The organism is Amycolatopsis dongchuanensis (assembly GCF_039542405.1).
Taxonomy (GTDB): Bacteria; Actinomycetota; Actinomycetes; order Mycobacteriales; family Pseudonocardiaceae; genus Amycolatopsis_E; species Amycolatopsis_E sacchari.
Genome location: NZ_BAABIB010000090.1, coordinates 19,913 through 45,445, shown reverse-complemented (window position 1 = coordinate 45,445; position 25,533 = coordinate 19,913). Strand labels below are relative to the sequence as shown.

Genomic DNA, 25,533 nt, shown 5'->3' with positions numbered 1-25,533 from the left:
GTCAGGAATCTAGCAACGGGCCGTCGACGCAGGCCCGCAGCACCGGGTCACCCCGCTCGCCGAGCAGGGCGGCCACCTCGTCCCGGTGCCCGCTCTCGACGAGGCAGCGGGCCGCGAGCACGGCCTGGTCGAGCGCTCTGCCGTGGTGGCGGACCACGTCCAGCCACAGCCGCGCGGCCGGCTCCAGCAGGCCGAGCTCGGCGAGCTTGTCCGCGGCCTCCATCCGCTTGTCGGCCGGGGTGTCCACGCTGACCAGCACCGCCACGATCTCCCGCCCGGCCTCGGCGCCGTCGGCGTCGATCCAGTTCTCGACGCAGTACGACACCCAGATCTCGTCGGTCGCGAGCGTCGCCAGGCGGGCCGCCGCGACCGCCTGCTCACGCCGCCCGATCTTGGTGAGCGCGCGCACGAGCTGGTGGCGCTGGTAACCGTCGCAGTCGAGCAGGCGGGGGTAGGCGGCGTCCAGCAGCTTCGCCGCGAGCGCGGGGCGGTGCTCGGCGGCGGCCAGCGCCACCTCGACCAGGAGGTCCGTCTGCGCCTGGGCGGCGAGCAGCTTGCCGGCGAGTTCGTCGGCGGCCTCGCCGTGCCCTTGCGCGCACAGCACCCCCGCCAGCCTCGCCCAGTACTCCGGGCCGCGAACGCTCGCCGCCCGCACCACGCGTTCCGCCGTGGCCGCGTCCCCGTCCTCGAGCAGGGCCTGCACGACGTTGGCGAGGTCCCACTTGTCCAGCCCCGGATGGTCCAAACTGGACAGTGCCTCTTCGCGAAGGGCGCCCTGGTCACCGAGGTCGGAACCCAGCGCCAGGAGCCGGAGCTTGTACTCGATCCCCAGGCCCGGCTTGTTCTCGACCAGTCGCAGGAGCTCACCGCTCTCGCCGCAGTTCGCGAGCACGCGGGCGGCCCGCACGAACTCGTACGGCCCCGCGTTGGGCCGCTCCAGCACGTTGCGCGCCAACGCGGCGGCCGCTCGCGGGTGCGACTCCTCCTGCAGGGTCACCGCCACGCCGAGCACGTGTTCGACGGGCCGCGTTTCGGTCGCCGCGAGGATTTCCGGTACGCCGTCGCCGCCCTTCGCCGCCAGTACGGCCAGCACCGCGTCGTTGAGCTCGTCCGCGGACGACGACTCCCGCGCGAAGACCTTCTCCGCGGCCCACAGCCCTTCCTCGGCGCAGTGCAGCCGGACCGCGAGATCGGCGAGGTTGCCCCAGCTCGCGGTGCCGTCCTCCCAGACGTCCACCAGCCGCGAGCCGAGCGGGAAGCCCGCGCCGTCGGTCACCGCGGGATCGGCCCGCAACCGCACCACCACCTCCCGCAGCAGTGGCGCCGCTGCCTCGCCGCGGCCGAGTTCGTCCAGCAGGTACAGCAGGGCGAGCTGCCTCGCGAAGTCCGCCGCCGCGCCGGCCACCAGGCGCACGAGCAGGCGTTCGCCGATCGTCGCCCCGTCGGGGACCAGCTCCTTGAGCACCAGCACACACCGGTGCAGCGCGGGCAGGCTCGCCCGCTCGGCGAAGGACTCCAGCCACCGGGCGGCTTCGGCGGTGTCGGCGACGCGGCCCAGCACCGCCGCGCACTCGAGCCTGGTGGCCTCCGACAGCTCCGGAGCGTCCCGCAGTTCCCGCAGCCGGGCGATCGCGGGCGCGCCGAGCGTCTCGGGCACGAACGAGACGAGCACCTGGCCGATCTCCTCCACGTCGGACCAGGGATGCCTGCGGGCGCCGTTCGCCAGCAACGCGTCGAGGATCCGGTCCACGACAGCGGCGGCGAGCCGGTCCCCGATCTCGATGCCCTCGGCGAGCAGCCGTCCCGCGAAGAGCACCTCGTCCTTCGCCCCGGCGAGCAGCACCTCGAACACGCGGCCCAGTTCGTTGCCCGCCCGGCCCCACAGCACGAACGTGAACAGGGCGAACGCCTGCGTCGCGAGGCCCATGCCGCGCTCGATCCACTCGTCGAGCCCGGGGAAGTCGGCGGAGATCTCGCGGGCGCGCCTGCGCGCGGCGAGGAACTCGGCGAACGAGTAGTGCCGGAAGTCGAGGACGTCGTCGGTCTGCTCGAACACGCCCGTGCTCGCGAGCAGCGCCCGCAGGTCCTCCTGCCAGCCCTCCGGCAGCTCCAGGCCCTGGCCGGCCACCCACTCGCACGCCGCTTCGAACAGCGGCGACTCGCTCTCCAGCCGGTGCGCGGCGAGCTGCTCGACGATGTCCGTGCGGTGCTTGCGCAGCCATTCGGCGAACGCGAGCCGTTCCGGTTGGTCCCGCAGGGAGCGGCGCAGCTCGGCCACGGTGTCGCGCCTGCTGGGCGTTTCGTCGAGCAGGTACGCCATGAACCGGTCGTAGAGGTCGACGCGGCTGTTGGGCAGCGGGCGCTGGGGTTCGAGCGTGTGCGCGATCGCCGCGATCGTGGCGAGCAGCGGGTTGCGGACCAGCTCCCGCAACCGGCCGTCGCCGACCTGGCGGACGAACTCGGCGGCCCGGCCGGTCGCGGTGACCGGGTTCTGCGCGCGGAACCACGCGCCGGCGAACTCGGCCAGCTCGCCGGGACCGAACGGCTGGAGGTGGTAGGTGTCGAGCCCGGCCCGTTCGAACGGCGCCAGCTCGCGGCCCGGCAGCGGGCGGGTGGTGACGACCAGGCGGTGGTCGGCGCCGCGGCGCACCTGGTAGGCGATGGCGTCGATCACCTGCGCGCGGGTCTCCGGCTCGATGATCTCGTCCAGCCCGTCGACGAACACCAGCCAGCGGGCGCCGAGCGCGCGGCGCGCGAACACCTCGGGCCGCGGCCGTTCCGACAGCAGGCGGCCCAGCGCTTCCTCGGTGCCGGCGGCGAGCAGTTCCGCCCAGGCCCGGTTCGCCGCGAGCGCCCGCGCGGGCACGCGCAACGGCAGGAGGGGCTCGCTCAGCGGGGGCTGGCCGTCACCGTCGCCGAGCCAGTACGCGGAAAGCTGCTGCACGTACAGGTAGCCGACGGTCGACTTGCCGCTGCCCGGTTCGCCGGTGAGCACGAGGTGCCCGCCGCGGTCGAGCGCTTCGGTGATGCTCAGCACGCGCTCGGCGGACTCCGGTGCCTGCTTGCGCTCCGGCTCCGGCTTGCGCCCGGGCTCGGGCGGCCGCTCGGCGAGCTGGGGGCGGATCGTCTGCTGCACGTACACCTGCGTCAGCTCGGGCTGACGCACGCCGAGCAGCTTGTACGGCAGCGCCTCCGTCGCGCGCTGCTGGGCCTCCAGCAGGTCACGCAGGGCCGGGGACAGCGGGGGCCGGTCCCGCCAGGACGTCAGCGGCCGGTCCGGCTCGACGGGCCCGCCGTGGAAGTGCAGCGTCAGCCGGTCGATGCTGCCCGCCTGCACGACGGGACCGTCGAACCGGCCGCCGCTGATCTCGTTGTGCCGCTCGACCATGGTCCAGTTGTACGGCACGGGGACGCCGTTCCGGGCGAAAAGCGGCCACTCGGTGCGGTCGGGTTTCAGGGTGTGGGGGTTCTCGGTGTAACGACACCACGGAGTATTCCGACTCCGGGGCGTGTTCGAGCTCATTCTGGACCCGCGGGCGGTCGGCACCCCGGTGGAGACGCTGCACAAGCTGGTCGGTGCCGCCGGCTTCGTCGTCACCGTCTCTGGCACGGCGCCTGCGGGCACCACGGAGCGAGCGATCCTCACCGCCGCCCCGAGGCTGGCAGAAGACCGGGACATCAGGACAGACGGGCTGAGCACCAGCCGGATCGGCATGTACCGCGTCTTCTGGGGAGTGGTTCCTCACCCCAGCGGAAGCCTCGCGCTGCTCGTCCCGCTGGCGGGGGAAGACGGCTGGGTCCACCACTTTCGCGTCGAGGTCCTCGACCCGGTGCAGGCTCTGGCGCAGCAGGGTTATTCGACGGGCGGCGGAGGCAACGGCGCGGTCACGGACGCCGGGTTCGCCCAGGCCTTCCGGCAGGCCGGAATCTGATCGCGGAGGTGGTGCCCGTGGCTGAAGCGGATGATCAACGGCCACAGTGGACGTGGCGGTTCTGGACCGCCGTGGGCATCGTGCTCGCGTTCACGGTGCTCGTGGTGGTCATGTTCCTGAACTCCGGCGGCGACGAGATCGTGTGGCAGCGGCGTGTGTACCTGTTCGGTGCCGTCGAAGCCCTCACGTTCACAGCGGTCGGCTGGATCTTCGGACGCGAGGTGGGCCGCGGTGCTGTCACGGCGGCCCGGCAGAACGCGGCCGCGGCGCAGGACGACGCCGACGCGGCACGATCCGAGGCGCGGGCGAAGACCGAGGAGGCGGCCGCCGCCGACCGGCGCGCTGTCGAAGAGAGGATCAAGGGCGAAGCCGTCGTGGCCGCGGTGCGCAGCTTCACCGAACCGGTCGCACCGGACGGGCTCAGCGACGTGACCGTCCGCCCCGGCGGACCCGCCGCCCTGCGGGATCTGCGCGCGTTCGTGGACGACCTCTACGGCTGACCCCCGTTCAACGCGTTCACGAGGAACGCACAGCGTTCTTCGGCCCGGGCGAGTGCCTTCCGGTACCGCGGCGTGTCCGGCAACTCCCGCCGGATCGCGACCGCCTCGCGCGCGGAGTCCAGTGCCTCGGCCAGCCGCCCGAGATCCTGCAGGCGGCTGGCTCGCTGGAGCAGCGACGTCGCCAGGCTCTCCCGGTTCGCGGGCACTGTGGGCGGAAGTTCTCGCTTGAGCGCGATCGCCCGGTCGACGTGGGGGAGCGCTTCCTCGTGATAACCGAGTGCACCCAGGCGGGCCGCCAGTGAGTTCAGCGAAACCGCGAGCGACGATCGGTAGCGGTCCGGCATCAGGTACGCCAGCCGTTCCCGGATGTGTACGGCCTCTTGGATCGTCTTCCACGCCGCCTCCGGGTCGGAGTTCGCGAGCCGGGCGGCGAGGTTGTTCAACGACAGCGCGAGAGCGGGCAGGTACGAGTCCGGAGACCTCTCCGCGAGGAGCCTGCGCAACTCCACCGCCTCGCCGACGACGTCTCGGGCCTCGGACTCGCGTCCCAGCCTGGACAGCCGTACCGCGAGGTTGTTCAGCGACACGGCGAGCGAGGCCTGCGAGGTGTCCGAGTCTTCCCGGTACAGTCCGCGTTTGAGGGCAACGGCTTCCTCGATCGCGGCGAGCGCTTCTTCGTCCTCCCCGAGCTCCGCGAGCCGCACGCTCAGATTGTTGAGCGACGCGGCCAGCTCCCGGCGCGAGTCCTCCGTCCCGGCCTCGGCGAGCCGTCGGCGGATCTCGACCGCTTCGCGTGCGTACGCGCCGGCGTCCTCGTGTTCTCCCGCACGGGCCAGCCGGATCGCCATCTGGTGCACCGACTGGGCCAGCAGCGGTTCCGCGGCCGGGTCCGCCGCCGCGAGCTCCCGGCGGATCGCCAGCGCCTGCTCGGTGTGGCGGCGCGCTTCGGGATAACGCCGCGCGTCGCTCAGGCGTGTCGCACACCTGCTCAACAGCAGTGCCCTGTCCGTCGGGGGTAGTTCAGCCGACAGCACGACCGCGGTCTCCGCGAGCGTCAGCGCGGCACCGGCCAGAGCCAACGAGGTAGCCGGAATCCGCTGCTCCACCTCGGTCAGCACGAGGGGATCGGGGATCAGCGGCGTTCCGGCCTCGATGAGGGGGGCCGCGACGGCCGGTTCGCCGGCGGAGATCGCGCCGGACACAGCGGGCCCGAGCCACCGGCGTGCATCCGCCCGCACAGCGGCCGACAGCGCCTCCGCCACCGCGGGGTGCCGGGCGGCCGCGCGAGCCGCGACCGTCCACGCTCGATCGCTCTGCGCCTCGGTGGCTCCGGTCAGCAGGATCTGCAGCAGGTCTGGCCGACGTCGTAGGCAGCGGGCCAGGAGGTCCTCACCGAGCCGGTCGGGTTCCAGCGGTGCGACACCGGCTTCGGCGGGGTACAACCCGCGCAACCACTGCAGGTACCGCCATTCGTATCCTGCGGGGGACTCCGGCACGGCGGCGACGACGTGTTCGGCCTCGGCGGGATCGTCCGCCCCCAGCAGCGTTGCCGCGCACACGAGGGTGCGGAGCAGCTCCGGATGGGTGTCCGGCAGCTGTTCGGCGTGGGCGGCATCGAGCCAATAGCGGGCCTCGTGGTGCAGCAGGCGGGCACTCGGCCCGGAGTCTTCCGTGGCGGCTGTGGGTACTGCCTCGTCGAGGACCTGGGTGAGCGCGGTCAGGCAGACCGTGAGTGCGTGTCCGTCCGCCGGCGGAGCGAACTCCTCGCGGACAGCCGTGCCGAACCGCTCCGCGAACCGGCGCAGGGCTTCCGCGTGCAGCGGTGCTGCCTCCGCGAGTGGGGGCAGTGCCCAGACCGGCGCCGACTCCAGCATCAGGGCCACGCGATCCGGACTTCGGGCTTGCAGGCGCTCCAGCCAGTCCCCGGTCGACCTGGCCAGCAGCAGTACCCGGACGACGTTCGTCCGCTCCCCGTTCCGCGCGAGCGTGTCCAGCAACCGCACCAGTTCGTCCTCACGCGTGTCGGCGTAGTCGACGACGAGCAGTACGGTTCCGCTCAGTGCCGCGAGCCGGTCCACGACCTCCGCGGGCACGTCCTTGTGCAGCAGGCCCGCGATCGTTCCCGGCCGCGTGGCCGCCCGCGCGCAGAGCTGCCTCGCGAGACGGGTCTTGCCCTCCCCGCCCCGCCCGGTCAGCAGCGCCACCCCCAGGTGGCCGCGTTGCCGCTGCCACGTCTCGATCCGTTCGATCAGGTCGTTGCGGCCCAGGAAGGGCACGAATTCGTATTCGCTCTTGAGGAGCAGGCTCGGCGGGGCGTCTTCCGGCAGGACGGGCCGGGGGACGAACGCGTCACGGACCACCTCGTCCCAGCCTTCGGCGACCCGCGTCCAATCCATCCGCTCGACGGTTTCGAGCGCGAGTTCCGCGAGCGTCTGCCGGAGCCGCGCCGCGGGCACCACCCAGGCACCGAGTGCGCTGGTCGCGTCGCGGGTGGTGCGCAACATCCCGCCGACGCGACCGGTACGCAGGCTCAGTACCGGGCTGCCGCTCATCCCCGGCACGGCCTGACCCCGTCCGAGCTTGACGATGTCCCCACCGCTGAACCACTTCTGCCCGGTCACGTCGAACGTCTCCGATTCGAGGGCGTGGCCGAACGCCGGAGCCACCCCGCAGGCCAGCACCCGGTCCGTGGTCCGCAGCGGCTCATCGTCGAGAACCACGCACGGGTGGTCCACCGCCTCCGCATCGGACAGGCGCAGTACGGCCAGGTCCGGCGGTGGGCAGGGGTTGGCGTTGACCACAGCGGGCTCTGCGTGCACGACGTCGGCGGCGAACCGCCGTCCACCCCATTCGACCTCGACAGCGCCGGAAACTCCGTCCGTCACGTGCGCGCAGGTCAGCACGGTGCCCGGGGCGACGAAGAACCCGGAACCCCGCAACGACCCTTCGCGGTGGACACGGACGGATGCCTGGGTGAGCAGCTCGACGAGTTGCGCCAGCCGGCCTGACTCGATCTCGCTCACGCGCGTTGAGTCGCGCCGCCCGTCGCTGGCATTACACGCGCTCAGGTCGTCACCGGCGTCAGCGCCGCGGGTGCTGCCACCGGGCTACCGGCCCCACAACAAAACGGGGCCGCCCAGCACCTGGGCGGCCCCGTTCGGGTGGTTTCCGGCTCACCAGCCCCGTTCGCGCCATTCGGCGAGCTTCGGGCGTTCCGCGCCCAGCGTGGAGTCGTCCCCGTGGCCGGGGTAGAACCACGTCTCGTCGGGCAGCACGTCGAAGATCCGTGACTCCACGTCGTCGATGAGCGAGCGGAAATCCTCCGGAGAGGTGGTGCGGCCGACGCCGCCCGGGAACAGTGAGTCACCGGTGAACAGGTGCGGCGGGCCGTCCGGGTCGCGGTACAGCAGGGCGATCGACCCCGGCGTGTGCCCGCGCAGGTGGATCACCTCGAGCGTGCAGTCGCCGACGGTGAGGGTGTCGCCGTGCTCCACCAGGAAGTCCGGCGGCACCGGCAGCGGACCGGCGTCGAGCGGGTGCGCGGCCGTGTTCGCGCCGTTCGCGCCCGCCACCGCGCCCAGCGCCTGCCAGTGGTCGCCGTGCTGGTGCGTCGTCACGACGGTGCGCAGCGCCGGCCGGTCGGGGCCGTGCCCGATGAGGTCCGAGATGCGCTCGGGGTCGGCGGCCGCGTCGATGAGCAGCGCCTCGTTCTGCGCCCGGCACACCAGCAGGTACGCGTTGTTGTCCATCGGCCCGACGGACAGTTTGGTGATGGTCAGCGCCCCGAGCGTGCGCCGTGCGGCGTCCCCGCCCGGCTCGACGTGCCCGGTGTAGTCCTCCACGACGTTCACCTGGCACACGGTAGCCGTCGCGCTGCGGCGAGTTCCACCCGTTCAGCCCGGTCTCAGATTCGTAACGTAACCTCGCTTCCCGTTGCCAGACCCCGCTCGAACTCCCCAGGAAGCCCGTGCCCCGCCAGAAATCGCGCAGAATCAGCTGGGACGCCGTCCGCGTCGCCGCCGTGCTGGCGGTGATGCTGGGCCACATCACCCACCAGGGCCCGCTCGCGCACCCCGAACTCGCCGACTACCCGTTCCGCGTCACCGCCCAGTTCGGCGCCGCCGGGCTCATGGTCATCTCCGGTTTCTTCGTCTGCCAGACGATCCGGCGCGGCTCGACGGGCCGCTGGCTGTGGCGCAAGGTCGCGCGCCTGCTGCCGCCGTACCTCGTCGCCGTCGTCGTCACCTACTTCGTGATGCGGACGGCGGGTGCGGTCTTCAACGGGCAGGGCTTCGGCGGCGGCTGGTTCGCCACGCTGTTCGGCCCGACCTCGGACGGCATCGCGTGGAAGACGTCGTGGTACGTCCCGGTCGGCAAGGACCTGCTGATCAACCTGTTCATGGTGCAGGGCTGGCACCAGTCGTTCATCTGGCTCGACGGCTCGTACTGGACGCTGCCGGTGCAGCTGATGGTGTTCGCGGCGGCCGCGCTGCTGTGGGCGCGTGTGCCGTGGCTGCGGGGCGACCGGCGGCTCCAGGCGCTCGCGTGGGGGCTGACGCTGGTGCCGCTGTTCGTCCGGTTCGTCGTGATCGGCGTGCACAACCCGGCACCGTGGGCGTACAGCGTGGTGTTCGGCTTCGGGCTGCACCGGATGCACGCCTTCGCCGCGGGCATCGCCGTGTGGCTGTGGTCCCGCGACCGCATGCGCGGCGCGCACCTGGCGCTGCTGCTCGCCGCCGTGGTGTGCGCGCAGGACCTGCACCTCTACCCCGACCACGTGGCGCTGCCCACCGATCCCGCGCGGCTGCCGTCGGACCTCGGTTTCGCCGTGCTCCTCGTCACGATCTGCGCCGCGGCGAAGGGGCCGGACTGGACGTTCCTGCGCCCGCTGGCCCCGGCGATCAGGTGGCTGGCCGGGATCTCCTACGGCGTGTACCTGGTGCACCAGGAGCTGGGCTACGTGCTCGCCAGGGTGCTGCTGGACCTCGGGGTGCCGGGCTGGGCGCGGCTCCCGCTCGTCGTCGCCGCGGCGATCCTGACCGGCTGGCTGCTCACTACACTGGTTGAACGACCGGTGCACGAGCGGCTGACCCGACCGCGCCGGACGGCGCCATCGCCCCGATCCGCGCCGGACGACCTCCTGCCCGAGCGGGCGGGCGGTCCGCCGGCGCCCGTTTCTGTCGGTGGTCCGTCCTAGCATGGCCGCGGCCGCAGCCTGACGGCCGGAATATCCAGTGAAGGGACCTTGGCGTGGCTGATCGCCTCGTTGTTCGCGGCGCCCGCGAGCACAACCTCCGCGGCGTCGACCTCGACCTGCCCAGGGACAGCCTGATCGTGTTCACCGGCCTGTCCGGCTCGGGGAAGTCGAGCCTGGCGTTCGACACGATCTTCGCCGAGGGGCAGCGCCGGTACGTCGAGTCGCTCTCGGCGTACGCGCGGCAGTTCCTGGGGCAGATGGACAAGCCGGACGTCGACTTCATCGAGGGCCTGTCGCCCGCGGTGTCGATCGACCAGAAGTCCACCTCGCGCAACCCGCGGTCCACCGTGGGCACCATCACGGAGGTCTACGACTACCTGCGCCTGCTGTTCGCGCGCGCCGGCAAGCCGCACTGCCCGCAGTGCGGCGAGCCGATCAGCAAGCAGACGCCGCAGCAGATCGTCGACCAGGTGCTCGAAATGGAGCCGGGGACGCGCTTCCAGGTGCTGGCGCCGGTCGTGCGCGGCCGCAAGGGCGAGTACCAGGACCTGTTCGCGAACCTGCAGCAGCAGGGCTACTCGCGCGCCCGCGTCGACGGGCAGGTGTACCAGCTCACCGACCCGCCGAAGCTGAAGAAGCAGGAGAAGCACCACATCGGCGTCGTGGTCGACCGGCTGTCGGTCAAGCCGTCGTCGAAGCAGCGGCTCACCGACTCGGTGGAGACGGCGCTGCGGCTGGCCGACGGGCTGGTCGAGCTGGAGTTCGTCGACCTGCCGGAGGGTGACCCGCACCGCGTGCGGGGCTTCTCGGAGAACCTGGCCTGCCCCAACGGCCACCCGCTGACCATCGAGGACCTCGAGCCGCGCTCGTTCTCGTTCAACTCGCCGTACGGCGCGTGCCCCGAGTGCACCGGGATCGGCATCCGCAAGGAGGTCGACCCCGAGCTCGTGGTGCCGGACGACGAGCTGTCGCTGGCCGAGGGCGCGATCGCGCCGTGGGCGGGCGGGCAGAGCGCCGAGTACTTCCAGCGGCTGCTGGAGTCGCTCGCGGAGACCATCGGCTTCCGGATGGACACGCCGTGGCGCAAGCTGCCCGCGAAGGTGCAGAAGGCGGTGCTGCACGGCGTCAACGAGCAGGTGCACGTCCGCTACCGCAACCGCTACGGCCGCCAGCGCTCGTACTACGCGAACTTCGAGGGCGTCATCCCGTTCCTGGAGCGCCGCCTCGACCAGACCGAGTCGGAGTACATGCGCGAGCGGTACGAGGGCTACATGCGCGAGGTGCCGTGCCCGGCGTGCCAGGGCACCCGCCTCAAGCCGGAGATCCTCGCCGTGACGCTGGAGCACGCCGAGTACGGTGACCGGTCGATCGCCGAGGTGTGCGCGCTGTCGATCGAGGAGGCATCGGACTTCCTCGACGGGCTCAAGCTCGGCCAGCGGCAGAAGATGATCGCCGGCGCGGTGCTCAAGGAGATCCAGGCGCGGCTGCGCTTCCTGCTCGACGTGGGGCTGAACTACCTCTCGCTCGACCGCGCCGCCGGTACCCTCTCCGGTGGCGAGGCGCAGCGCATCCGGCTCGCGACGCAGATCGGCTCGGGCCTGGTGGGCGTGCTGTACGTGCTGGACGAGCCGTCGATCGGCCTGCACCAGCGGGACAACCACCGCCTGATCGAGACGCTGACGCGGCTGCGCGACCTCGGCAACACGCTGATCGTCGTCGAGCACGACGAGGACACGATCCGCTCCAGCGACTGGGTCGTCGACATCGGGCCGGGTGCCGGTGAGCACGGCGGTCAGGTCGTCCACAGTGGACCGTACAAGAAGCTGTTGCGCAGCAAGGAGTCGCTGACGGGGCAGTACCTGTCGGGGCGCAAGGGCATCGCGGTGCCGGAGATCCGCAGGCCGGTCGACCGCAAGCGGCAGCTGACGGTCGTGGGCGCGCGGGAGCACAACCTGCGCGGTGTCGACGTGTCGTTCCCGCTGGGCTGCCTCGTGTCGGTGACGGGCGTGTCCGGTTCGGGCAAGTCCACGCTGGTCAACGACATCCTGGCGACGGTGCTGGCGAACAAGCTCAACGGCGCGCGGCAGGTGCCGGGCAGGCACACGCGCGTGCGCGGGCTGGACCTGGTGGACAAGCTGGTGCGGGTGGACCAGTCGCCGATCGGCCGCACCCCGCGGTCCAACCCGGCGACGTACACCGGGGTGTGGGACCACATCCGCAAGCTGTTCGCGGCCACCACCGAGGCGAAGGTGCGCGGCTACCAGCCGGGCCGGTTCTCGTTCAACGTCAAGGGCGGCCGCTGCGAGGCCTGCGCCGGGGACGGCACGATCAAGATCGAGATGAACTTCCTGCCGGACGTGTACGTGCCGTGCGAGGTGTGCAAGGGCGCCCGGTACAACCGGGAGACCCTGGAGGTGCACTACAAGGGCAAGACGGTCTCGGACGTGCTGGACATGCCGATCGAGGAGGCCGCGGAGTTCTTCGAGCCGATCAAGGCGATCCACCGGCACCTGCAGACGCTGGTGGACGTCGGGCTCGGCTACGTGCGGCTGGGCCAGCCCGCGCCGACGCTGTCGGGTGGCGAGGCGCAGCGCGTGAAGCTCGCGAGCGAGCTGCAGAAGCGGTCGACGGGCAAGACGGTGTACGTCCTCGACGAGCCGACGACCGGTCTGCACTTCGAGGACATCCGCAAGCTGCTCGGCGTGATCAACGGCCTGGTGGACAAGGGCAACACGGTCATCGTGATCGAGCACAACCTGGACGTGATCAAGACTTCGGACTGGATCATCGACATGGGCCCGGAGGGCGGTTCGGGCGGCGGCACGGTCGTCGCGCAGGGCACGCCGGAGCAGGTCGCCGAGGTCGAGGAGAGCCACACGGGCCAGTTCCTCCGCACGGTGCTGGCAGGCGCCTGAGGCAGCTCGGTGAGGCCGGTTTCCGGGCCGGTCTCACCGGAGTTCGCAGGCCCCTCGGGCTCAAGGGCCGACCACTGCTGTCGCTGTCGTGAGGAAGTCGTTCCAGCCGGAACCGGCGACCACCGGGTCGTGGACGATCGTGACCGCCGTTCCGGCGGACGACTCCACGAGAGCCGCCCGCCGGAACGCGGGGAGATGCTCAGCCCGCCAGCGAGCCGTCGCCGGTTTCCGGCGCACCGTGCGGAAGGACGCGGACCTGCTTGGCCCGGGCGTCCTTGTCCGGCGTGGCATGCGCGTCCGCCCGGGCCTTCTTGGCTTCCAGCGCCTTCAGGCACTCGGCGTCGCGGGCAGCGGCGAGCTTGCCCGCCTCGGCCTGGGTGGCCGCCTTGCCCGACAGCGCCTCGCAGGGGCTGGGGGCCGAGGCGCTCGCGGTGGGCAGGACGACGAGACTGCCGGCCGCGGCGAGCAGGTCGGCCGCGGTGAGGAGCTTCATGGTGGGCATGGGTTTTCCTTTCAGGACAGTTTGGCGTAGACGATGATGTTGTCGCGATAGCTGTGCGCGGCGTGGTCGAAGCTGCCGCCGCACGTGATCAAGCGCAGCTCGGGATCGGAGGTGTCGCCGTAGACGGCCTCGGTGGGGAACTGGTCCTTGTCGACCTGATCGACGCGGGTGACGGAGAACCTGGCGACCGAACCGTCCACTCTGGACACGGTGACCTCGTCTCCCGGCTTCAGTTCGTGCAGCCGGTAGAAGACGCCCTTCTGCCCCTTCCCGTCGACGTGACCGAGGATCACCGCGGGCCCGACGTCACCGGGCGGAGGGCCTTCGTGATACCAGCCCGCCTGCTGGGGAGTCTCCACCGGCGGCACCTGGACGGTGCCGTCGGCGTTCACCCCCAGCGGGACGAGACTCGAGTGCGCCCCGATCTTCGGGATGTCCACCGCGCTCGGGTCCGCGACCGCCACGGTCACCGGGCCCCCGGCGTTTTCCGCGGGTGGTGTGCTGCCCGCGCCGGCTGATCCGGTACCCGTGCACCCGGCGAGCAGCAGGCCGAGCACGGCCAGCAGGGACAGCACCGCGTTCCGCATCGATGCCGGCCGTCTTCTTGTTCTCAACGAGGACCCCCATCGCTTTCTGCGCTTGACGCCCCACAAGGCGCCGGACGGGCGCCTTCGTGTTGCGATCGTTATCTCACCGTTATCCGGGATCGCGTCGTGCGAGGCCCGCCGCCAGTAGCGGGGAAAACGAGGTTTGCCGTGGACAGCCACTGATTCGCGCTCAGCTGGAACCGTTACCGGCGCAACGACGTGTGCCCGATGGGGCACGTCCGACCTTTCCACGCCGGCCTCACCGAGGTTCGCGGGCTGCCGCGAAAGACCGCTCATACTGGAGCCCGTGCGGCTCAACGGCTACCGGTTCCGGGACACGTGGTTCCTGCCCGCCCCGCGGCGGGCCGTGTTCGACGCCGTGACCGATCTCGAGGGCTACCCGGGCTGGTGGCCCGACGTCCGTTCGGTGCGCAAGATCGACGAAGACACGGCGGAGCTGGTCTGCCGGGCGACGCTGCCGTACCGGCTGGTGATCCGCATGCGCCGCGCGGAGCAGGACGCGTCCGCGGGCCGCCTGCGCGTCCACCTCGACGGTGACCTCCAGGGCTCACTCGCCGCGCGCGTGCTCGGCCACCCCCGTGGCACGACGCTGGACATCACGCAGGAGGTCGTGGCCACGAAACCGTTGCTGCGCCGCCTCTCCCCGGTCGCGCGCCCGCTCTTCGAGCTCAACCACGCGCTCATGATGCGCCGAGGTCGGCGCGGTCTCCTCGACCGCCTGGCCTGACCCCCACGAAAGACGCCCGCCCGGGAAAACCCGGGCGGGCGCCGACGAACCAGCACTCAGGCGAGCGCCTTCTCCCTGGCGGGTTCCTCCGGGGTCTGCTCGTCCTCGTCCAGCAATGTGGTCTCGTTGAACGGTTCCCGGCCCGCCAGCACCGCCGCGGCCTTCTCCCGGTCGAACTCCTTCGTCCACGAGCCGATCAGCACGGTCGCCACCGCGTTGCCCGCGAAGTTGGTCACCGCACGCGCCTCCGACATGAACCGGTCGATGCCGAGGATGAACCCGACGCCGTCGACGAGGTCCGGCCGGTGGGACTGCAGCCCGCCCGCGAGCGTCGCGATGCCGGCGCCGCTCACGCCCGCCGCGCCCTTCGAGGCGATGATCATGAACACCAGCAGCGAGATCTGCTCCCCGATGGACAGCGGGCTGCCCTGCGCCGTCGCGATGAACAGCGTCGCCATCGTCAGGTAGATCGCGGTGCCGTCGAGGTTGAACGAGTACCCCGTCGGCACGGTGATCCCGGCGACGGACCGGCTCACGCCGAGGTGCTGCATCTTCGCGATCAGCCGCGGCAGCGCCGACTCCGACGACGAGGTCGACACGATCAGCAGGAACTCCCGCGCGAGGTACCGCAGCAGGCTGAAGATGTTGATCCGCGCCCCGAACCACAGGATCGCGCCGAGCACGATGGACACGAACAGCACGCACGTGATGTAGAACCCGAGCATCACGACCAGCAGGCTCCGCAGCGCCGCCCAGCCGGTGTTGCCGACGACGGCCGCGATCGCCCCGAACGCGCCGATCGGCGCGGCCCACATGATCATCGACAGGATCCGGAACACCAGCTTCTGGATGTGCTCGATGCCGCGCAGGATCGGCTTGCCCGCCGGCCCGAGCTTCTGCAGCGCGAACCCGGCCAGCAGCGCGACGAGCAGCGTCTGCAGCACCGAGCCCTCGGTGAACGCCGACAGCAGCGACGTCGGGATGATGCCGAGCAGGAAGTCCGTGCTGCCCTCACCGCCGGTCGCCTGCTGGTGCGCCTTCGCCGCGGCGCTGGGGTCCAGGTGCAGCCCCGAGCCCGGGTGCAGCACGTTGCCCACGACGAGCCCGATGATCAGGGCCACGGTGGACATCGCGAGGAAGTACCCGATGGCGATCAGGCCGACCTTGCCGACCTTGGCGGCCTTCGCGACCGAGCCGATCCCGAGCACGATGGTGCAGAAGATGATCGGCGAGATCATCATCTTGATGAGGTTGACGAACCCGGTGCCCAGTGGCGCGAGGCCCTTGGCGAACCCGGGCGCGAGGAACCCGGCGATGACGCCGAGCACGACCGCCGCGACGACGGCGAGATACAGGTAGTGCATCCGGTCGCGGCGCCGTGGCGTGGCGTCGGCGGATTGCGTTGTCGGCACCCTTGCCTCCAAGTGGGGACGGCGCGCCCTCACCGGCGCGACTCGACAGGGAACTATGCGGGGCGCCGTGGCCGCGGTCACGGTTGTGTTCATTGAGTTCACGCGGCCCGCGCCCGCCTCACCCCGTCCTGGCGTGCAGCGCCAGCCGGTCCACGCCGATCGCGGTCGTCAGCAGCCGCTCCTTGCGGTCGCTGAGCAGTTTCGCCGTCCAGTCGGTGAAGCCGCCGTCGCCGATCTCGAACCGGTCCTCGCCGCCGGTCAGGAAGACCTTGAAACAGAGGTGCCGGTAGTAGTCGCGTCCGCGCTCCCTGGTGGGATCGTCGACGACGCCGGGCAGCGACCGGACGGACTCGGCGATCGCCTCGCCCTGGCGGTCCAGGCACGTCAACGCGATCCGGAACTCGCGCCCCCGCAGCGCCTCGATCAGGAACCGCAGGTGCTCGGCGAGGTGCTCCCGTTCGAAATCCGGGCCACGGCCCGCCGTCACGAACGCGAAGAGCTGGAAGTGCGCCCCCGCCCCGTCGAACAGCTGGGCCCGCGTCACGCGCTGGGTGGTGGCGAGGCGGACCGTGCCCGCACCGGTCCGCCGTGCGGCGGCTTCGAGTGCGAGACCCACCGTCGAATCGGCCGCGACCTCGGTGCCCCGCACGGTCGCGACCGCCTTGCGCGGGTCCACCCCGCCCAGCACCCAGTGCGTGCCGAGTGGCACGAGCGGAGCCAGCGACACGGTGTCGGTGCCGGGCGGGAGCGCGGTCAGCAACGCGTCCTCGGCCCGGCGCAGCGACAGCAGGTCCACGGTGCCGGGCGTCGCGAACCGGTCCTCCCGGTAGCGGCGCAGCACGTCGGCCGGACGGCGCTCCCGCGCGCGACGCCGGAACACGTCGAGCAGGAACGTCGTCAGGTCGGACCCGGTGAGCCCGTCCAGCACGCTCGGGCCATCGGTCAGCTCGCGCACGCGGCGCACCGCCCGTTCGCTCATCGCCGCAAGCATGCCCACCCCGCCGCGGTCCTGTCAGCTCTTTTAGGCTCGTCGGGTGCGGAACCGGCGCTGGAGTCTGGCCCGCCAGCTGCTGCTGGTGCAGGTCGCGGGCGTCGTCGCCCTGGTGGGCGTCGGGGCGGGGCTGGCGTTCCTCGACGCGTCGCGCTCCGCGGACCAGCGGGCCACGCGCGAGGTGCTGGCGGTCTCCCGCACCATCGCCGACGCGCCGACCGTGCTCGACGCACTGTCCACTCCGGACCCGAGCACGCGGCTGCAGCCGTACGCGGAACAGGTGCGGGCCGACACCGGGGTCGACTTCGTCACGATCATGGACCCCGACGGCATCCGCTACACGCACCCCAATCCGGCGGTGATCGGGCAGCGGTTCCTCGGCAACACGGCGGAGGCGCGCCAGGGCGGTGTCGTCGTCGAGACCTACAGCGGCACCCTCGGGCCTTCGATGCGTGCCGTGGTGCCGGTGTTCGACCGCGAGCACCGGGTGGTGGCGCTCGTCGCGGTGGGCATCCGCGTCGAGGCGATCTCCGCGGAGCTGGCGCAGCGGCTGCGGCCGTTGTTCGCGGTCGCGGCCGCCGTGCTCGTGGTGGGGCTGACGGGCAGCGTGCTCGTCAGCGGACGGCTGCGGCGGCAGACGCGTGGCCTCGCCCCGGCCGAGCTGAGCAGCGTGTTCGCCTACTACGAGGCGACGCTGCGCGCGGTCCGCGAGGGTTTGGTGCTGCTGGGCGAGGACCGCCGTGTGGTGCTGTGCAACGACGGCGCCCGGGCGCTGCTCGGTCTGCGGGACGACCCGGTCGGCAAGCCCATCGCGGAACTGGGGCTGCCCGCCGACCTGGTGACCGCCTTCCGCGACGACGAGCCCCGCACCGACGAGATCCACCTGACCGACACGCGGGTGCTGGTGGTGAGCACCGCGCCCGTCCGCTCCGACGAGCGCGCCCGCGGCATCGTGGTGACGCTGCGGGACCACACCGATCTGCAGCTGCTCACCGGTGAGCTGAACACGACACGCGGGCTCGCGGAATCCCTCCGTTCCCAGGCTCACGAGGCGGCCAACCGGCTGCACACCGTGGTGTCGCTCGTGGAAATGGGCCGTACCGAGGAGGCGGTCGAGTTCGCGACGGCGGAGCTGGAGATCGCGCAGCGGCTGACCGACCGGGTCGTGGGCGCCGTCGCCGAGCCGGTGCTCGCCGCGCTGCTGCTGGGCAAGGCCGCCGAGGCGAGCGAACGCGGCGTGGAGCTGGTGCTCACCGACGACACCGCGCTCGACGAGCTGGACCTCGAACCGCGTGACCTCGTCACGGTGCTCGGCAACCTGGTCGACAACGCCATCGACGCCGCCATCGAGAACGCGGCCGCCGCCCGCCCGCGCGTAACCGTCACGGTGCGGGACGACGACGGGCGCCTGCTCCTGCGGGTCGCGGACAGCGGCCGGGGCGTGGCGGAATCGGCGAAGGACGCGGTGTTCCAGCGCGGCTGGACGACGAAACCGCAGGAGGGGCACGGGCTGGGACTGGCGCTCGTCGGGCAGGTGGTGCGCCGCTACGGCGGGGAGATCACCCTCGGCCACGACGGCGGCGCGGTGTTCAGCGTCCGCCTGCCGTTGCGCCGGGAGGTGGCGCGGTGATCCTGGTGCTGGTGGTCGAGGACGACCCGGTCGCCGCCGAGGCGCACCGGCAGTACGTCGAGCGCGTCGCCGGGTTCACGGTCGCCGGCGTGGTGCACTCGGGTGGCGAGGCGCTGCGGTTCTGCGAACGGCACGCCGTCGACCTCGTCCTGCTCGACTTCTACCTGCCCGACACGCACGGGCTCGCGGTGTGCCGTGCGTTGCGGGCGTCGGGGAATCCCGCCGACGTGATCGCCGTGACCTCCGCGCGCGACCTCGCCGTGGTGAAGGCGGCGGTGTCCGTCGGGGTCGTGCAGTACCTGCTCAAGCCGTTCACCTTCGGTTCCCTGCGGGACAAACTGGAGCGGTACGCGGAGTTCCGCGGGAGCAGCGGCGAGGCGGCCGACCAGACCGACGTGGACCGCGCGCTCGCCGCGTTGCGCACGCCGGGGCACAACGCACTCCCGAAGGGGATGAGCGCGCAGACCATGGACGCGATCGTCGGCGCGCTGCGGGCCGCGCCCGACGGGATGCCCGCGGGTACCGCCGCGGAGGTGACCGGCGTGTCCCGGGTGACGGCGCGCCGTTACCTGGAGTACCTGGCCGACAACGGGCTCGCGCGACGCGAGCCGCGCTACGGGCACGTGGGCAGACCGGAGGTTTGGTACCGCGCGAACCCCTCATCGCTTAGGCTGCGGCCATGACCCAGGGATATCCCCAGCAGCAGTTCCCGATCCTGCTGTCCACGATGAACGATTTGCCCGGCTACAAAGTGGTCCGGGTGTTCGGCGAGGTCTTCGGCCTCACCGTGCGCAGCCGGAACATGTTCTCCACCATGGGCGCGGGGTTCAAGGCGATGGCGGGCGGTGAGCTGAAGGGTCTGTCCAAACTGCTCTCGGACTCCCGGTACGAGGCGCTCGGCCGGCTCGCGCAGGAGGCGATGAACTACGGCGCGAACGCGGTGCTCGCGCTGCGCTTCGACTGCAACGAGATCGCCCAGACCGCCAGCGAGATCGCCGCCTACGGCACCGCGGTGTACGTCGTGCCGGAGGGTGCCGAGCAGGCGCCCCAGCAGCAGGCCGCGCCCCAGCAACAGCCGCAGCAGTACCAGCAGTACGCCCCGCCGCAGCAGCAGTACCAGCAGCCGCAGGGTTATCCGCAGCAGTGACGGCGCACTCCGGCCGGTCCAGCTCGGCGGCGATCTCGCCGAGGTGGACCGGCCGGTACTGCGAGCCATGCAGCCCGGCGACCTCCTACACGACGGCCATCAGCACCGCGGCGACGGCGAAACCGGTCACGGACAACAGGGTTTCCAGCACGGTCCAGGTCTTGAGCGTGTCACCGACCGACAGCCCGAAGTAGCGCGAAACGATCCAGAAGCCGCCGTCGTTGACGTGCGAGGCGATGATCGACCCGGCGGAGATCGCGACCACCAGCAGCGCCAGCTGCACCTGCGAGTAGCCCAGCTCGGTGACCGTCGGCGCGATGATGCCGCTCGTCGTCACGATCGCCACGGTCGCCGAACCCTGCGCGATCCGCAGCCCGCAGCTGATCACGTACGCCGCGAAGATCACGGGCAGGCCCGCGTCGTGCAACGAGTCCGCGACCGCCTTGCCGATCCCGGTCGCCGACAGCACCGCCCCGAAGAACGCCCCGGCCCCGACCACGAGCAGCAGCATCGCGACCGGCCGCAGCGAGGCCGCCGCCAGCTCGGAGAGGTCCTTGCCGCTCATCCCGCGCCGGTAGCCCAGCAGCCAGGACGCGAGCAGCACGGTGATCGTCAGCGCGACCGCGGGCGTGCCGACGAAGGCCGCGATCCCGGCCAGCACCGAGTTCTTCGGCAGCCAGATGCTGCCGAACGTGCCCGCGAGGATCAGCACGAGCGGCACCGCGATGATGCCCGTGACGAGGCCCAGCGACGGCGGGTGCTCGTCCTCCTCCTCGACGACGATCATCTCCTCCGGCACGGACCGGTTCATCCGCTTGCCGATCCAGCTCGGGAACAGCACGCCGCTGACGAACCAGGCGGGGATCCCGCACACCGCGCCCATCAGGATGATCCAGCCGAGGTCGACGTGCAGCAGCCCGGCGGCCGCGACCGGCCCGGGGTGCGGCGGGATGAACGCGTGCGTCATCGACAGGCCCGCGAGCAGCGGCAGGCAGTACAGCAGGATCGACCGGCCACCCTGCCGCGCCGCGACGTACACCAGCGGCGCGAGCACGAAGATGCCGATGTCGAAGAACACCGGGATGCCGAAGATCAGGCCGGCCAGCCCCATCGCGAGCGGCGCCCGCTTCTCGCCGAACGACCGCAGCAGCGCCCCGGTCAGCACGCGCGCCCCGCCGGAGCGTTCGAGTATCGAGCCGAGCAGCGTGCCGAGCCCGATGATCGCCGTGATGTGCCCGAGGATGCCCCCGAAACCCTTTTCCAGCAGCGAATCCGACGTCTTCTGCGCGGTGCCGACGATCGTGCCGACGGGCAGTCCCGCGGCGAGCGCGGTCAGCAGGCCCACCACGATCAACGCGATGAACGGCTCGACCTTCAGCTTGATGATCATCAGCAGCAGGACGGCGATGGACACGGCGGCGAGCGTGAGCAGCCCGCCCGTCGTGTGCTGCAACCAGTGGATCAAACGAACCTCCGTCGGAGCGAGTGCCCGGCGAGCGCGCCGGTCGGGGAGCCGTCGTCGAGGGCGGCGACGCCGTTGACGAAGACGTGGGAGATGCCCTCGGCGGGTTGCCGGGGGTCGTCGAAGGTGGCGGTGTCCCGGACGGTGTCCGGGTCGAACAGCACCAGGTCGGCGGCGTAGCCCTCGCGGACCAGCCCCCGGTCGGTCAGGCGCAGCCGCCGCGCGGCCCTGCCGGTCAGGTGGGCGACGCATTCGGGCAGGCTCAGCACGCCCAGTTCCCGCACGTAGCGGGCGAGGTAGCGGGGGAACGTGCCCCACGCGCGCGGGTGCGGCCGGTCGCCGACGAGCAGCCCGTCGCTGCCGCCGGTGTGCGTGCGGTGCTTCATGATCGTCCGCACGTTCTCCTCGTGCCCCACGTGCATCAGGCACGAGGTGCCCAGCCGCTCCGCCGCGAGCACGTCGAAGTACAGCCGCGCGGGGGGAACCCCTTGGCGCCGCGCGGCTTCCGCGACGGTCAGGCCGACGAGGTGCGCGTTCTCGGCCTTCCGGACGCCGTTGATCTCGATGGTCGACCAGTCCATCGGCACCCCGTGCGCGCCGTCGGAACCGGTTTCCTCGATGTCCACGCGGATGCGCTCACGGGTGTCCGGATCGGACAGTCGCGCCAGCGTCGCGTCCAGCCCGCCCTCGGCTGCCCAGCTCGGCAGCAGCGCGGACAGGTAGGTCGCCCCGGGCAGGTACGGGTAGGTGTCGAGCGTGATGTCCACGCCGTGGTCGAGCGCTTCGTCGAGCAGGCGCAGCAGGTCGGGCGCCTTGCCCTTGTTGACCGAGAAGTTCATCGTCGCGTGCGCCAGGTGCAGCGGGCACCGCGCACGGCGTGACACGTCGACCATCTCCGCGAACGCCTCCAGCGCGCCCGCTCCGTAGCTGCGGTGGTGGGGGCTGTAGTAGCCGCCGAGCTCGCCGACCACCTAGCACAACGCGACCAGTTCGTCGGTACTGGCGTACATCCCGGGTGTGTAGGTGAGGCCGGACGACAGCCCTGCCGCGCCCTCCCGCAGCCCGGTCGCCACCAGCTCCCGCATCCGGTCCATTTCGGACTCCGTCGCCGGGCGGTCGTCGTGCCCGACGACGAGCATCCGCACGGTTCCTTGTGGCACGAGATAAGCGGCGTTGACCGCGATGCCCTCGTCCAGCCGGTCCAGGTACTCGCCGACCGACCGCCACGACCACGCGAAACCGGCCGGGTCGTCGTTCCAGCCCGCGAGCTGCTGCCGCAACGCCGCCAGCGTCTCGTCGTCGACCGGTGCGTAGGACAGCCCGTCCTGCCCCAGCACCTCCGTCGTGACACCCTGGGACACCTTCGCGAGGTGGTCCGGCTGGGCGAGGATCTGCAGGTCCGAGTGCGAGTGCATGTCGATGAACCCGGGGGCGAGCACGAGCCCGTCCGCGTCGATCACCCGGCGCCCGGCGAGCGAGTCCCCGATCGCGGCGATGCGGCCCTCGCTGATCCCGACGTCGGCACGCACGAGAGGGGCCCCGGTGCCGTCGGCGATCCGGGCACCGCGGATCACTGTGTCCATGGGAGTTCCTAGAAGTAGGTCCGGACGAGGTCGACGACGGTTTCGCCGTCCACGACCGGGATCAGCTGCCACTTGTCGAACACCGTGCACGGGTGCGACAGCCCCAGCCCGATCCAGTCACCCACGCGCACCGGGGAACCGGCGGGCAGTGACAGGAACGAGTGCTGGTCGTTCATCGCGGTGATCGCGTGCCCGTCCAGCGGTTCGGTTTTCCCGTCCTGGCGCAGGAACTGCGGTTCGGGCAGCCCCTCGTCGAACGACGCGTCCCGCTTGCCGAGCGTCAGCAGCGCGAGGTCGTCCGTGGGTTTTGAGGTGACCTGGGCCCACGCGCGCAGCGCGGAGCGGAAGCGGTCGTGCAGCGGGGAAATCGAGCGGTAGAACCCGTCGTCGTGCGTGACGTACGCGCCACTGCGCAGCACCGGCACCACGTCCAGCCCGTCGGGCCAGCCGGTCAGTTCGTCCGCCACGAGGTCGAAGTAGGCGCTGCCGCCCGCGGTGACCACGATCGTCCCGTCGAAGAAACCACGCTCCGCCAACGTGATCGTCAGCGCCTTCAGCCGCCGCAGGTAGGCGGCAACGATCTGTCGCGAGTGCGTCGAGCTGTCGTGCGCCAGCGCACCCTCGTAACCGCTGACGCCGATCAGCCGCAGCGACGGGCTTTCCCGCACCGCCTCGGCGATCGCGAGCGCGGTCGCTTCGTCACGCGCCCCGGTACGGCCGCCGTCGCCACCCAGCTCGACCAGGACGTCCACGGGCCGCTTCGCCCCGGCCAGCGCCTCGGTCATCAGCTCCACGGAGCGGACCGAGTCCACCCAGCAGCTGAACTCGAACCCCGGATCCCGCTCCAGCTCGGCGGCCAGCCAGCGCAGCGCGGCCGCGTCCACCAGCTGGTTCGCCAGCAGCACGCGGGAAACGCCGAACGCGCGGTAGACCCGCAGCTGGCTCGCGTTCGCGGCGGTCATGCCCCAGGCGCCGAGTTCGAGCTGGCGCGCGAACAGCTGGGGCGCCATCGTGGTCTTGCCGTGCGGCGCGAGCCGGACGCCGTGGCCGGCACACCAGTCGGCCATCGTGCGGAGGTTGTGCTCGAGCGCGTCGGCTTCGAGCACGACCACGGGCGCGACGAAGCCGTCGTCGAACAGGTGGAGCCGCTGCTTCGCGGCCTGTCCGAGCGACAGCCCCCACAGTGCCGGAGGGATCGCCTTGAACCGCCAGTCGAGCGGTTCGTCCCGCAGCGCGGTGAGCGCGGCGGGGTCGAGCGAGCAGTCGGAGGAGGTCATCGGTACTCCGTTGCGTGATGTGCAATGGTGGTTGCACATGATGAATGCAGTAGATGTAGCATCGTCACTCGTGCGGGTCAATGGGAGCGGCCGTGAGCCAGAGTCTTGATCGCGGGCTGAGCGTGCTCGGCGCGCTCGCCCAGGGCGCGGACACGCTCGACGCGCTCGCCGAGGAGCTGGGCGTGCACAAGTCCACGGTGCTACGGCTGCTGCGCACCCTGGAGGCACACCACTTCGTCCGGCGCGAGGGCACGCGGCACTACCGGCTCGGCAGCGCGTTGTTCGACCTCGCCAGCCGCGCGCTGGAGGATCGCGACGTCCGCCGCAGCGCCGCGCCCGCGCTCGCGGAGCTGAACGCGCGCACCGGCCACACCGTGCACCTCGCGACGTACGAGGACGGCGAGGTCGTATACGTCGACAAGTACGAGGGCACGCACAGCGTGCGCATGTACTCGCGGATCGGCAAGCGCGCCCCGCTGCACTGCACGGCCGTCGGCAAGGTGCTCGTCGCCGCGCTCGACCCGGTGCGCCGCGCGGAGGTCGCGCGGTCGCTCGACTACCCGGCCCTGACGGAGAACACGATCACCAGCGCGGAGGCGTACCTGGCCGAGCTGGAGCGCGTCGCCGAGCAGGGGTACGCGGTCGACAACGCCGAGCACGAGGACTTCATCCACTGCGTCGCGGCCCCCGTGCGCGGGCCGGGCGGAGCGGTGCTCGCCGCGGTCTCGCTGTCGGTGCCGAGGGTGCTACTGGACTACGACGGGCTGCTCGCGCTCCTGCCGGAGCTGACGGCCGCGGCGGACGAGGCGTCCGTCCACAGCGGATGGACGGGACAGTGAGAGAGGGAGATTCGATGGGCAAGGTCGCGATCAGCACCGAGAACGCGCCGAAACCCGCGGCGAACTACTCGCCGGGTGTGCGCAAGGGGAACATCCTGCAGGTCGCCGGCCAGGTGGGCTTCGACCCCAAGACGGGGGAGGTCGCGGGGGCCACCGTCGCCGAGCAGGCGCGGCAGGCGTTCGCCAACGTGGAGGCGGTGCTCGCGGCGGCCGGTTCGAGCTTCGACGACGTGGTGATGGTGCGGGTGTACCTGACCGACACCGCGCACTTCGCGGAGTTCAACGAGGTCTACAACCAGCTGGTCAAGGAGCCCTACGCGGCGCGCACCACGGTCTACGTGGGCCTGCCCGAGGGGCTGCTGGTGGAGATCGACGCGCTCGCGGTGCTGGACTGAGCACGGCCGCCGCGGGGCCCGGGTTCGTGGCCCCGCGGCGGGTGCGCGTCAGTGGACGGGGCCGGTGTACTTCTCGCCGGGGCCCTGACCGGGCGCGTCGGGCACGGCCGAGGCCTCGCGGAAGGCCTTCTGGAGGGACTGGAGGCCGTCGCGCAGCGGCGCCGCGTGCAGGCCGAGGTACTCGACGGAGGACGTGACGAGCCCGGCCAGCGCGGTGATCAGGCGGCGGGCTTCGTCGAGGTCGCGGTGGGGGCTGGCGTCCGGGTCGGGATCGGCCAGGCCGAGGCGCTCGGCCGCGGCCGACATGAGCATGACGGCCGCGCGGCTGATCACCTCGACGCTGGGGATGTCCTCCAGTTCGCGCACGCCCGGGGAATTCTCGGGCTGGGAGGAAGCGTTGTAAGACACGTCTGCTA

The 25,533-nt window shown here is 71.6% G+C and carries 20 protein-coding genes and 1 pseudogene; 10 read left to right on the top strand and 11 right to left on the bottom strand.

What is annotated here, in order from left to right; all coding sequences use genetic code 11:
* Position 1: 1 nt before the first annotated feature.
* Complete coding sequence (locus ABFX51_RS24295; protein WP_346055031.1) at positions 2–3,388, bottom strand: NACHT domain-containing protein; 3,387 nt, start codon at positions 3,386–3,388, stop codon at positions 2–4.
* Between the two features lie 121 nt (positions 3,389–3,509).
* Between ABFX51_RS24295 and ABFX51_RS24290 the strand changes: the two genes are divergently transcribed.
* Together ABFX51_RS24290 and ABFX51_RS24285 are read left to right on the top strand one after the other, a co-directional pair.
* Complete coding sequence (locus tag ABFX51_RS24290) at positions 3,510–3,932, top strand: hypothetical protein (protein WP_091513187.1); 423 nt, start codon at positions 3,510–3,512, stop codon at positions 3,930–3,932.
* A 17-nt stretch (positions 3,933–3,949) separates the two neighbouring features.
* Complete coding sequence (locus ABFX51_RS24285) at positions 3,950–4,432, top strand: hypothetical protein (protein WP_143249953.1); 483 nt, start codon at positions 3,950–3,952, stop codon at positions 4,430–4,432.
* Here ABFX51_RS24285 and ABFX51_RS24280 read toward each other — a convergent pair.
* Both ABFX51_RS24280 and ABFX51_RS24275 read right to left on the bottom strand, forming a co-directional pair.
* Positions 4,423–7,455 carry a tetratricopeptide repeat protein gene (locus ABFX51_RS24280; RefSeq protein ID WP_091513191.1) on the bottom strand — a complete coding sequence of 1,011 codons (3,033 nt, stop codon included), beginning with the start codon at positions 7,453–7,455 and terminating at the stop codon, positions 4,423–4,425. The two genes, ABFX51_RS24285 and ABFX51_RS24280, sit on opposite strands and share 10 nt — an antisense overlap.
* A gap of 150 nt (positions 7,456–7,605) precedes the next feature.
* Entirely contained in the window at positions 7,606–8,283 is a 678-nt protein-coding gene (locus tag ABFX51_RS24275; protein ID WP_091513193.1) for an MBL fold metallo-hydrolase, read from the bottom strand.
* A gap of 116 nt (positions 8,284–8,399) precedes the next feature.
* Between ABFX51_RS24275 and ABFX51_RS24270 the strand changes: the two genes are divergently transcribed.
* Together ABFX51_RS24270 and uvrA are read left to right on the top strand one after the other, a co-directional pair.
* Entirely contained in the window at positions 8,400–9,629 is a 1,230-nt protein-coding gene (locus ABFX51_RS24270; protein WP_346055030.1) for an acyltransferase family protein, read from the top strand.
* 53 nt (positions 9,630–9,682) lie between these two features.
* A complete protein-coding gene (uvrA, locus tag ABFX51_RS24265) occupies positions 9,683–12,544 on the top strand; it encodes an excinuclease ABC subunit UvrA (protein ID WP_091513196.1) in 2,862 nt (953 codons plus the stop codon).
* Between the two features lie 199 nt (positions 12,545–12,743).
* On the opposite strand, the gene ABFX51_RS24260 is transcribed toward uvrA, so the two are convergent.
* Both ABFX51_RS24260 and ABFX51_RS24255 read right to left on the bottom strand, forming a co-directional pair.
* A complete protein-coding gene (locus ABFX51_RS24260) occupies positions 12,744–13,046 on the bottom strand; it encodes a hypothetical protein (protein ID WP_346055029.1) in 303 nt (100 codons plus the stop codon).
* An 11-nt stretch (positions 13,047–13,057) separates the two neighbouring features.
* Positions 13,058–13,633: a class F sortase gene (locus tag ABFX51_RS24255; RefSeq protein WP_346055028.1), complete on the bottom strand. Its 576-nt coding sequence runs from the start codon at positions 13,631–13,633 to the stop codon at positions 13,058–13,060.
* A 307-nt stretch (positions 13,634–13,940) separates the two neighbouring features.
* On the opposite strand from ABFX51_RS24255, the gene ABFX51_RS24250 reads away from it, so the two are divergent.
* Complete coding sequence (locus tag ABFX51_RS24250) at positions 13,941–14,381, top strand: SRPBCC family protein (RefSeq protein WP_346055027.1); 441 nt, start codon at positions 13,941–13,943, stop codon at positions 14,379–14,381.
* A gap of 56 nt (positions 14,382–14,437) precedes the next feature.
* Here the strand turns inward: ABFX51_RS24250 and ABFX51_RS24245 are convergent, their stop codons facing one another.
* Together ABFX51_RS24245 and ABFX51_RS24240 are read right to left on the bottom strand one after the other, a co-directional pair.
* Positions 14,438–15,745 carry a cation:dicarboxylate symporter family transporter gene (locus ABFX51_RS24245; RefSeq protein WP_346055067.1) on the bottom strand — a complete coding sequence of 436 codons (1,308 nt, stop codon included), beginning with the start codon at positions 15,743–15,745 and terminating at the stop codon, positions 14,438–14,440.
* A gap of 166 nt (positions 15,746–15,911) precedes the next feature.
* Positions 15,912–16,772, bottom strand: a complete 861-nt coding sequence (locus ABFX51_RS24240; protein WP_346055026.1) for a hypothetical protein — start codon at positions 16,770–16,772, stop codon at positions 15,912–15,914.
* 55 nt (positions 16,773–16,827) lie between these two features.
* Here ABFX51_RS24240 and ABFX51_RS24235 point away from each other — a divergent pair, with 55 nt between their 5' ends.
* The 3 genes from ABFX51_RS24235 to ABFX51_RS24225 are packed head-to-tail and all read left to right on the top strand — an operon-like array spanning position 16,828 to position 19,561.
* Entirely contained in the window at positions 16,828–18,414 is a 1,587-nt protein-coding gene (locus ABFX51_RS24235; protein ID WP_245783278.1) for a sensor histidine kinase, read from the top strand.
* Positions 18,411–19,097 carry a response regulator gene (locus tag ABFX51_RS24230; RefSeq protein ID WP_091513207.1) on the top strand — a complete coding sequence of 229 codons (687 nt, stop codon included), beginning with the start codon at positions 18,411–18,413 and terminating at the stop codon, positions 19,095–19,097. Before ABFX51_RS24235 ends, ABFX51_RS24230 begins: the two co-directional genes overlap by 4 nt.
* Positions 19,094–19,561, top strand: coding sequence for a YbjQ family protein (locus ABFX51_RS24225; RefSeq protein ID WP_091513210.1), 468 nt, complete (start codon positions 19,094–19,096; stop codon positions 19,559–19,561). The genes ABFX51_RS24230 and ABFX51_RS24225 overlap by 4 nt, the downstream gene beginning before the upstream one ends.
* 85 nt (positions 19,562–19,646) lie before the next feature.
* On the opposite strand, the gene ABFX51_RS24220 is transcribed toward ABFX51_RS24225, so the two are convergent.
* The 3 genes and pseudogenes from ABFX51_RS24220 to ABFX51_RS24210 all read right to left on the bottom strand — a co-directional run bounded on the left by ABFX51_RS24220 (position 19,647) and on the right by ABFX51_RS24210 (position 23,883).
* A complete protein-coding gene (locus ABFX51_RS24220; RefSeq protein ID WP_346055025.1) occupies positions 19,647–21,026 on the bottom strand; it encodes a GntP family permease in 1,380 nt (459 codons plus the stop codon).
* A pseudogene (locus ABFX51_RS24215) lies at positions 21,023–22,606 on the bottom strand (N-acyl-D-amino-acid deacylase family protein). The gene ABFX51_RS24220 and the pseudogene ABFX51_RS24215 overlap by 4 nt, the downstream one beginning before the upstream one ends.
* A gap of 8 nt (positions 22,607–22,614) precedes the next feature.
* Positions 22,615–23,883, bottom strand: coding sequence for an amino acid deaminase (locus ABFX51_RS24210; RefSeq protein ID WP_346055024.1), 1,269 nt, complete (start codon positions 23,881–23,883; stop codon positions 22,615–22,617).
* Between the two features lie 92 nt (positions 23,884–23,975).
* Between ABFX51_RS24210 and ABFX51_RS24205 the strand changes: the two genes are divergently transcribed.
* Positions 23,976–24,722, top strand: a complete 747-nt coding sequence (locus ABFX51_RS24205) for an IclR family transcriptional regulator (RefSeq protein ID WP_091513219.1) — start codon at positions 23,976–23,978, stop codon at positions 24,720–24,722.
* Positions 24,723–24,736: 14 nt separating this feature from the next.
* Positions 24,737–25,117: a RidA family protein gene (locus ABFX51_RS24200; protein WP_091513221.1), complete on the top strand. Its 381-nt coding sequence runs from the start codon at positions 24,737–24,739 to the stop codon at positions 25,115–25,117.
* Positions 25,118–25,165: 48 nt separating this feature from the next.
* On the opposite strand, the gene ABFX51_RS24195 is transcribed toward ABFX51_RS24200, so the two are convergent.
* Entirely contained in the window at positions 25,166–25,525 is a 360-nt protein-coding gene (locus tag ABFX51_RS24195) for a DUF1844 domain-containing protein (protein ID WP_091513224.1), read from the bottom strand.
* Between the last annotated feature and the right edge of the window lie 8 nt (positions 25,526–25,533).

Bases quoted from the DNA above. Each gene is read 5' to 3' on its own strand.
- ABFX51_RS24295 (WP_346055031.1), bottom strand. From the start codon at position 3,388: ATGGTCGAGCGGCACAACGAGATCAGCGGCGGCCGGTTCGACGGTCCC.
- ABFX51_RS24260 (WP_346055029.1), bottom strand. From the start codon at position 13,046: ATGCCCACCATGAAGCTCCTCACCGCGGCCGACCTGCTCGCCGCGGCC.
- ABFX51_RS24255 (WP_346055028.1), bottom strand. From the start codon at position 13,633: ATGCGGAACGCGGTGCTGTCCCTGCTGGCCGTGCTCGGCCTGCTGCTC.
- ABFX51_RS24245 (WP_346055067.1), bottom strand. From the start codon at position 15,745: ATGCACTACCTGTATCTCGCCGTCGTCGCGGCGGTCGTGCTCGGCGTC.
- ABFX51_RS24240 (WP_346055026.1), bottom strand. From the start codon at position 16,772: ATGAGCGAACGGGCGGTGCGCCGCGTGCGCGAGCTGACCGATGGCCCG.
- ABFX51_RS24225 (WP_091513210.1), top strand. From the start codon at position 19,094: ATGACCCAGGGATATCCCCAGCAGCAGTTCCCGATCCTGCTGTCCACG.
- ABFX51_RS24210 (WP_346055024.1), bottom strand. From the start codon at position 23,883: ATGACCTCCTCCGACTGCTCGCTCGACCCCGCCGCGCTCACCGCGCTG.
- ABFX51_RS24200 (WP_091513221.1), top strand. From the start codon at position 24,737: ATGGGCAAGGTCGCGATCAGCACCGAGAACGCGCCGAAACCCGCGGCG.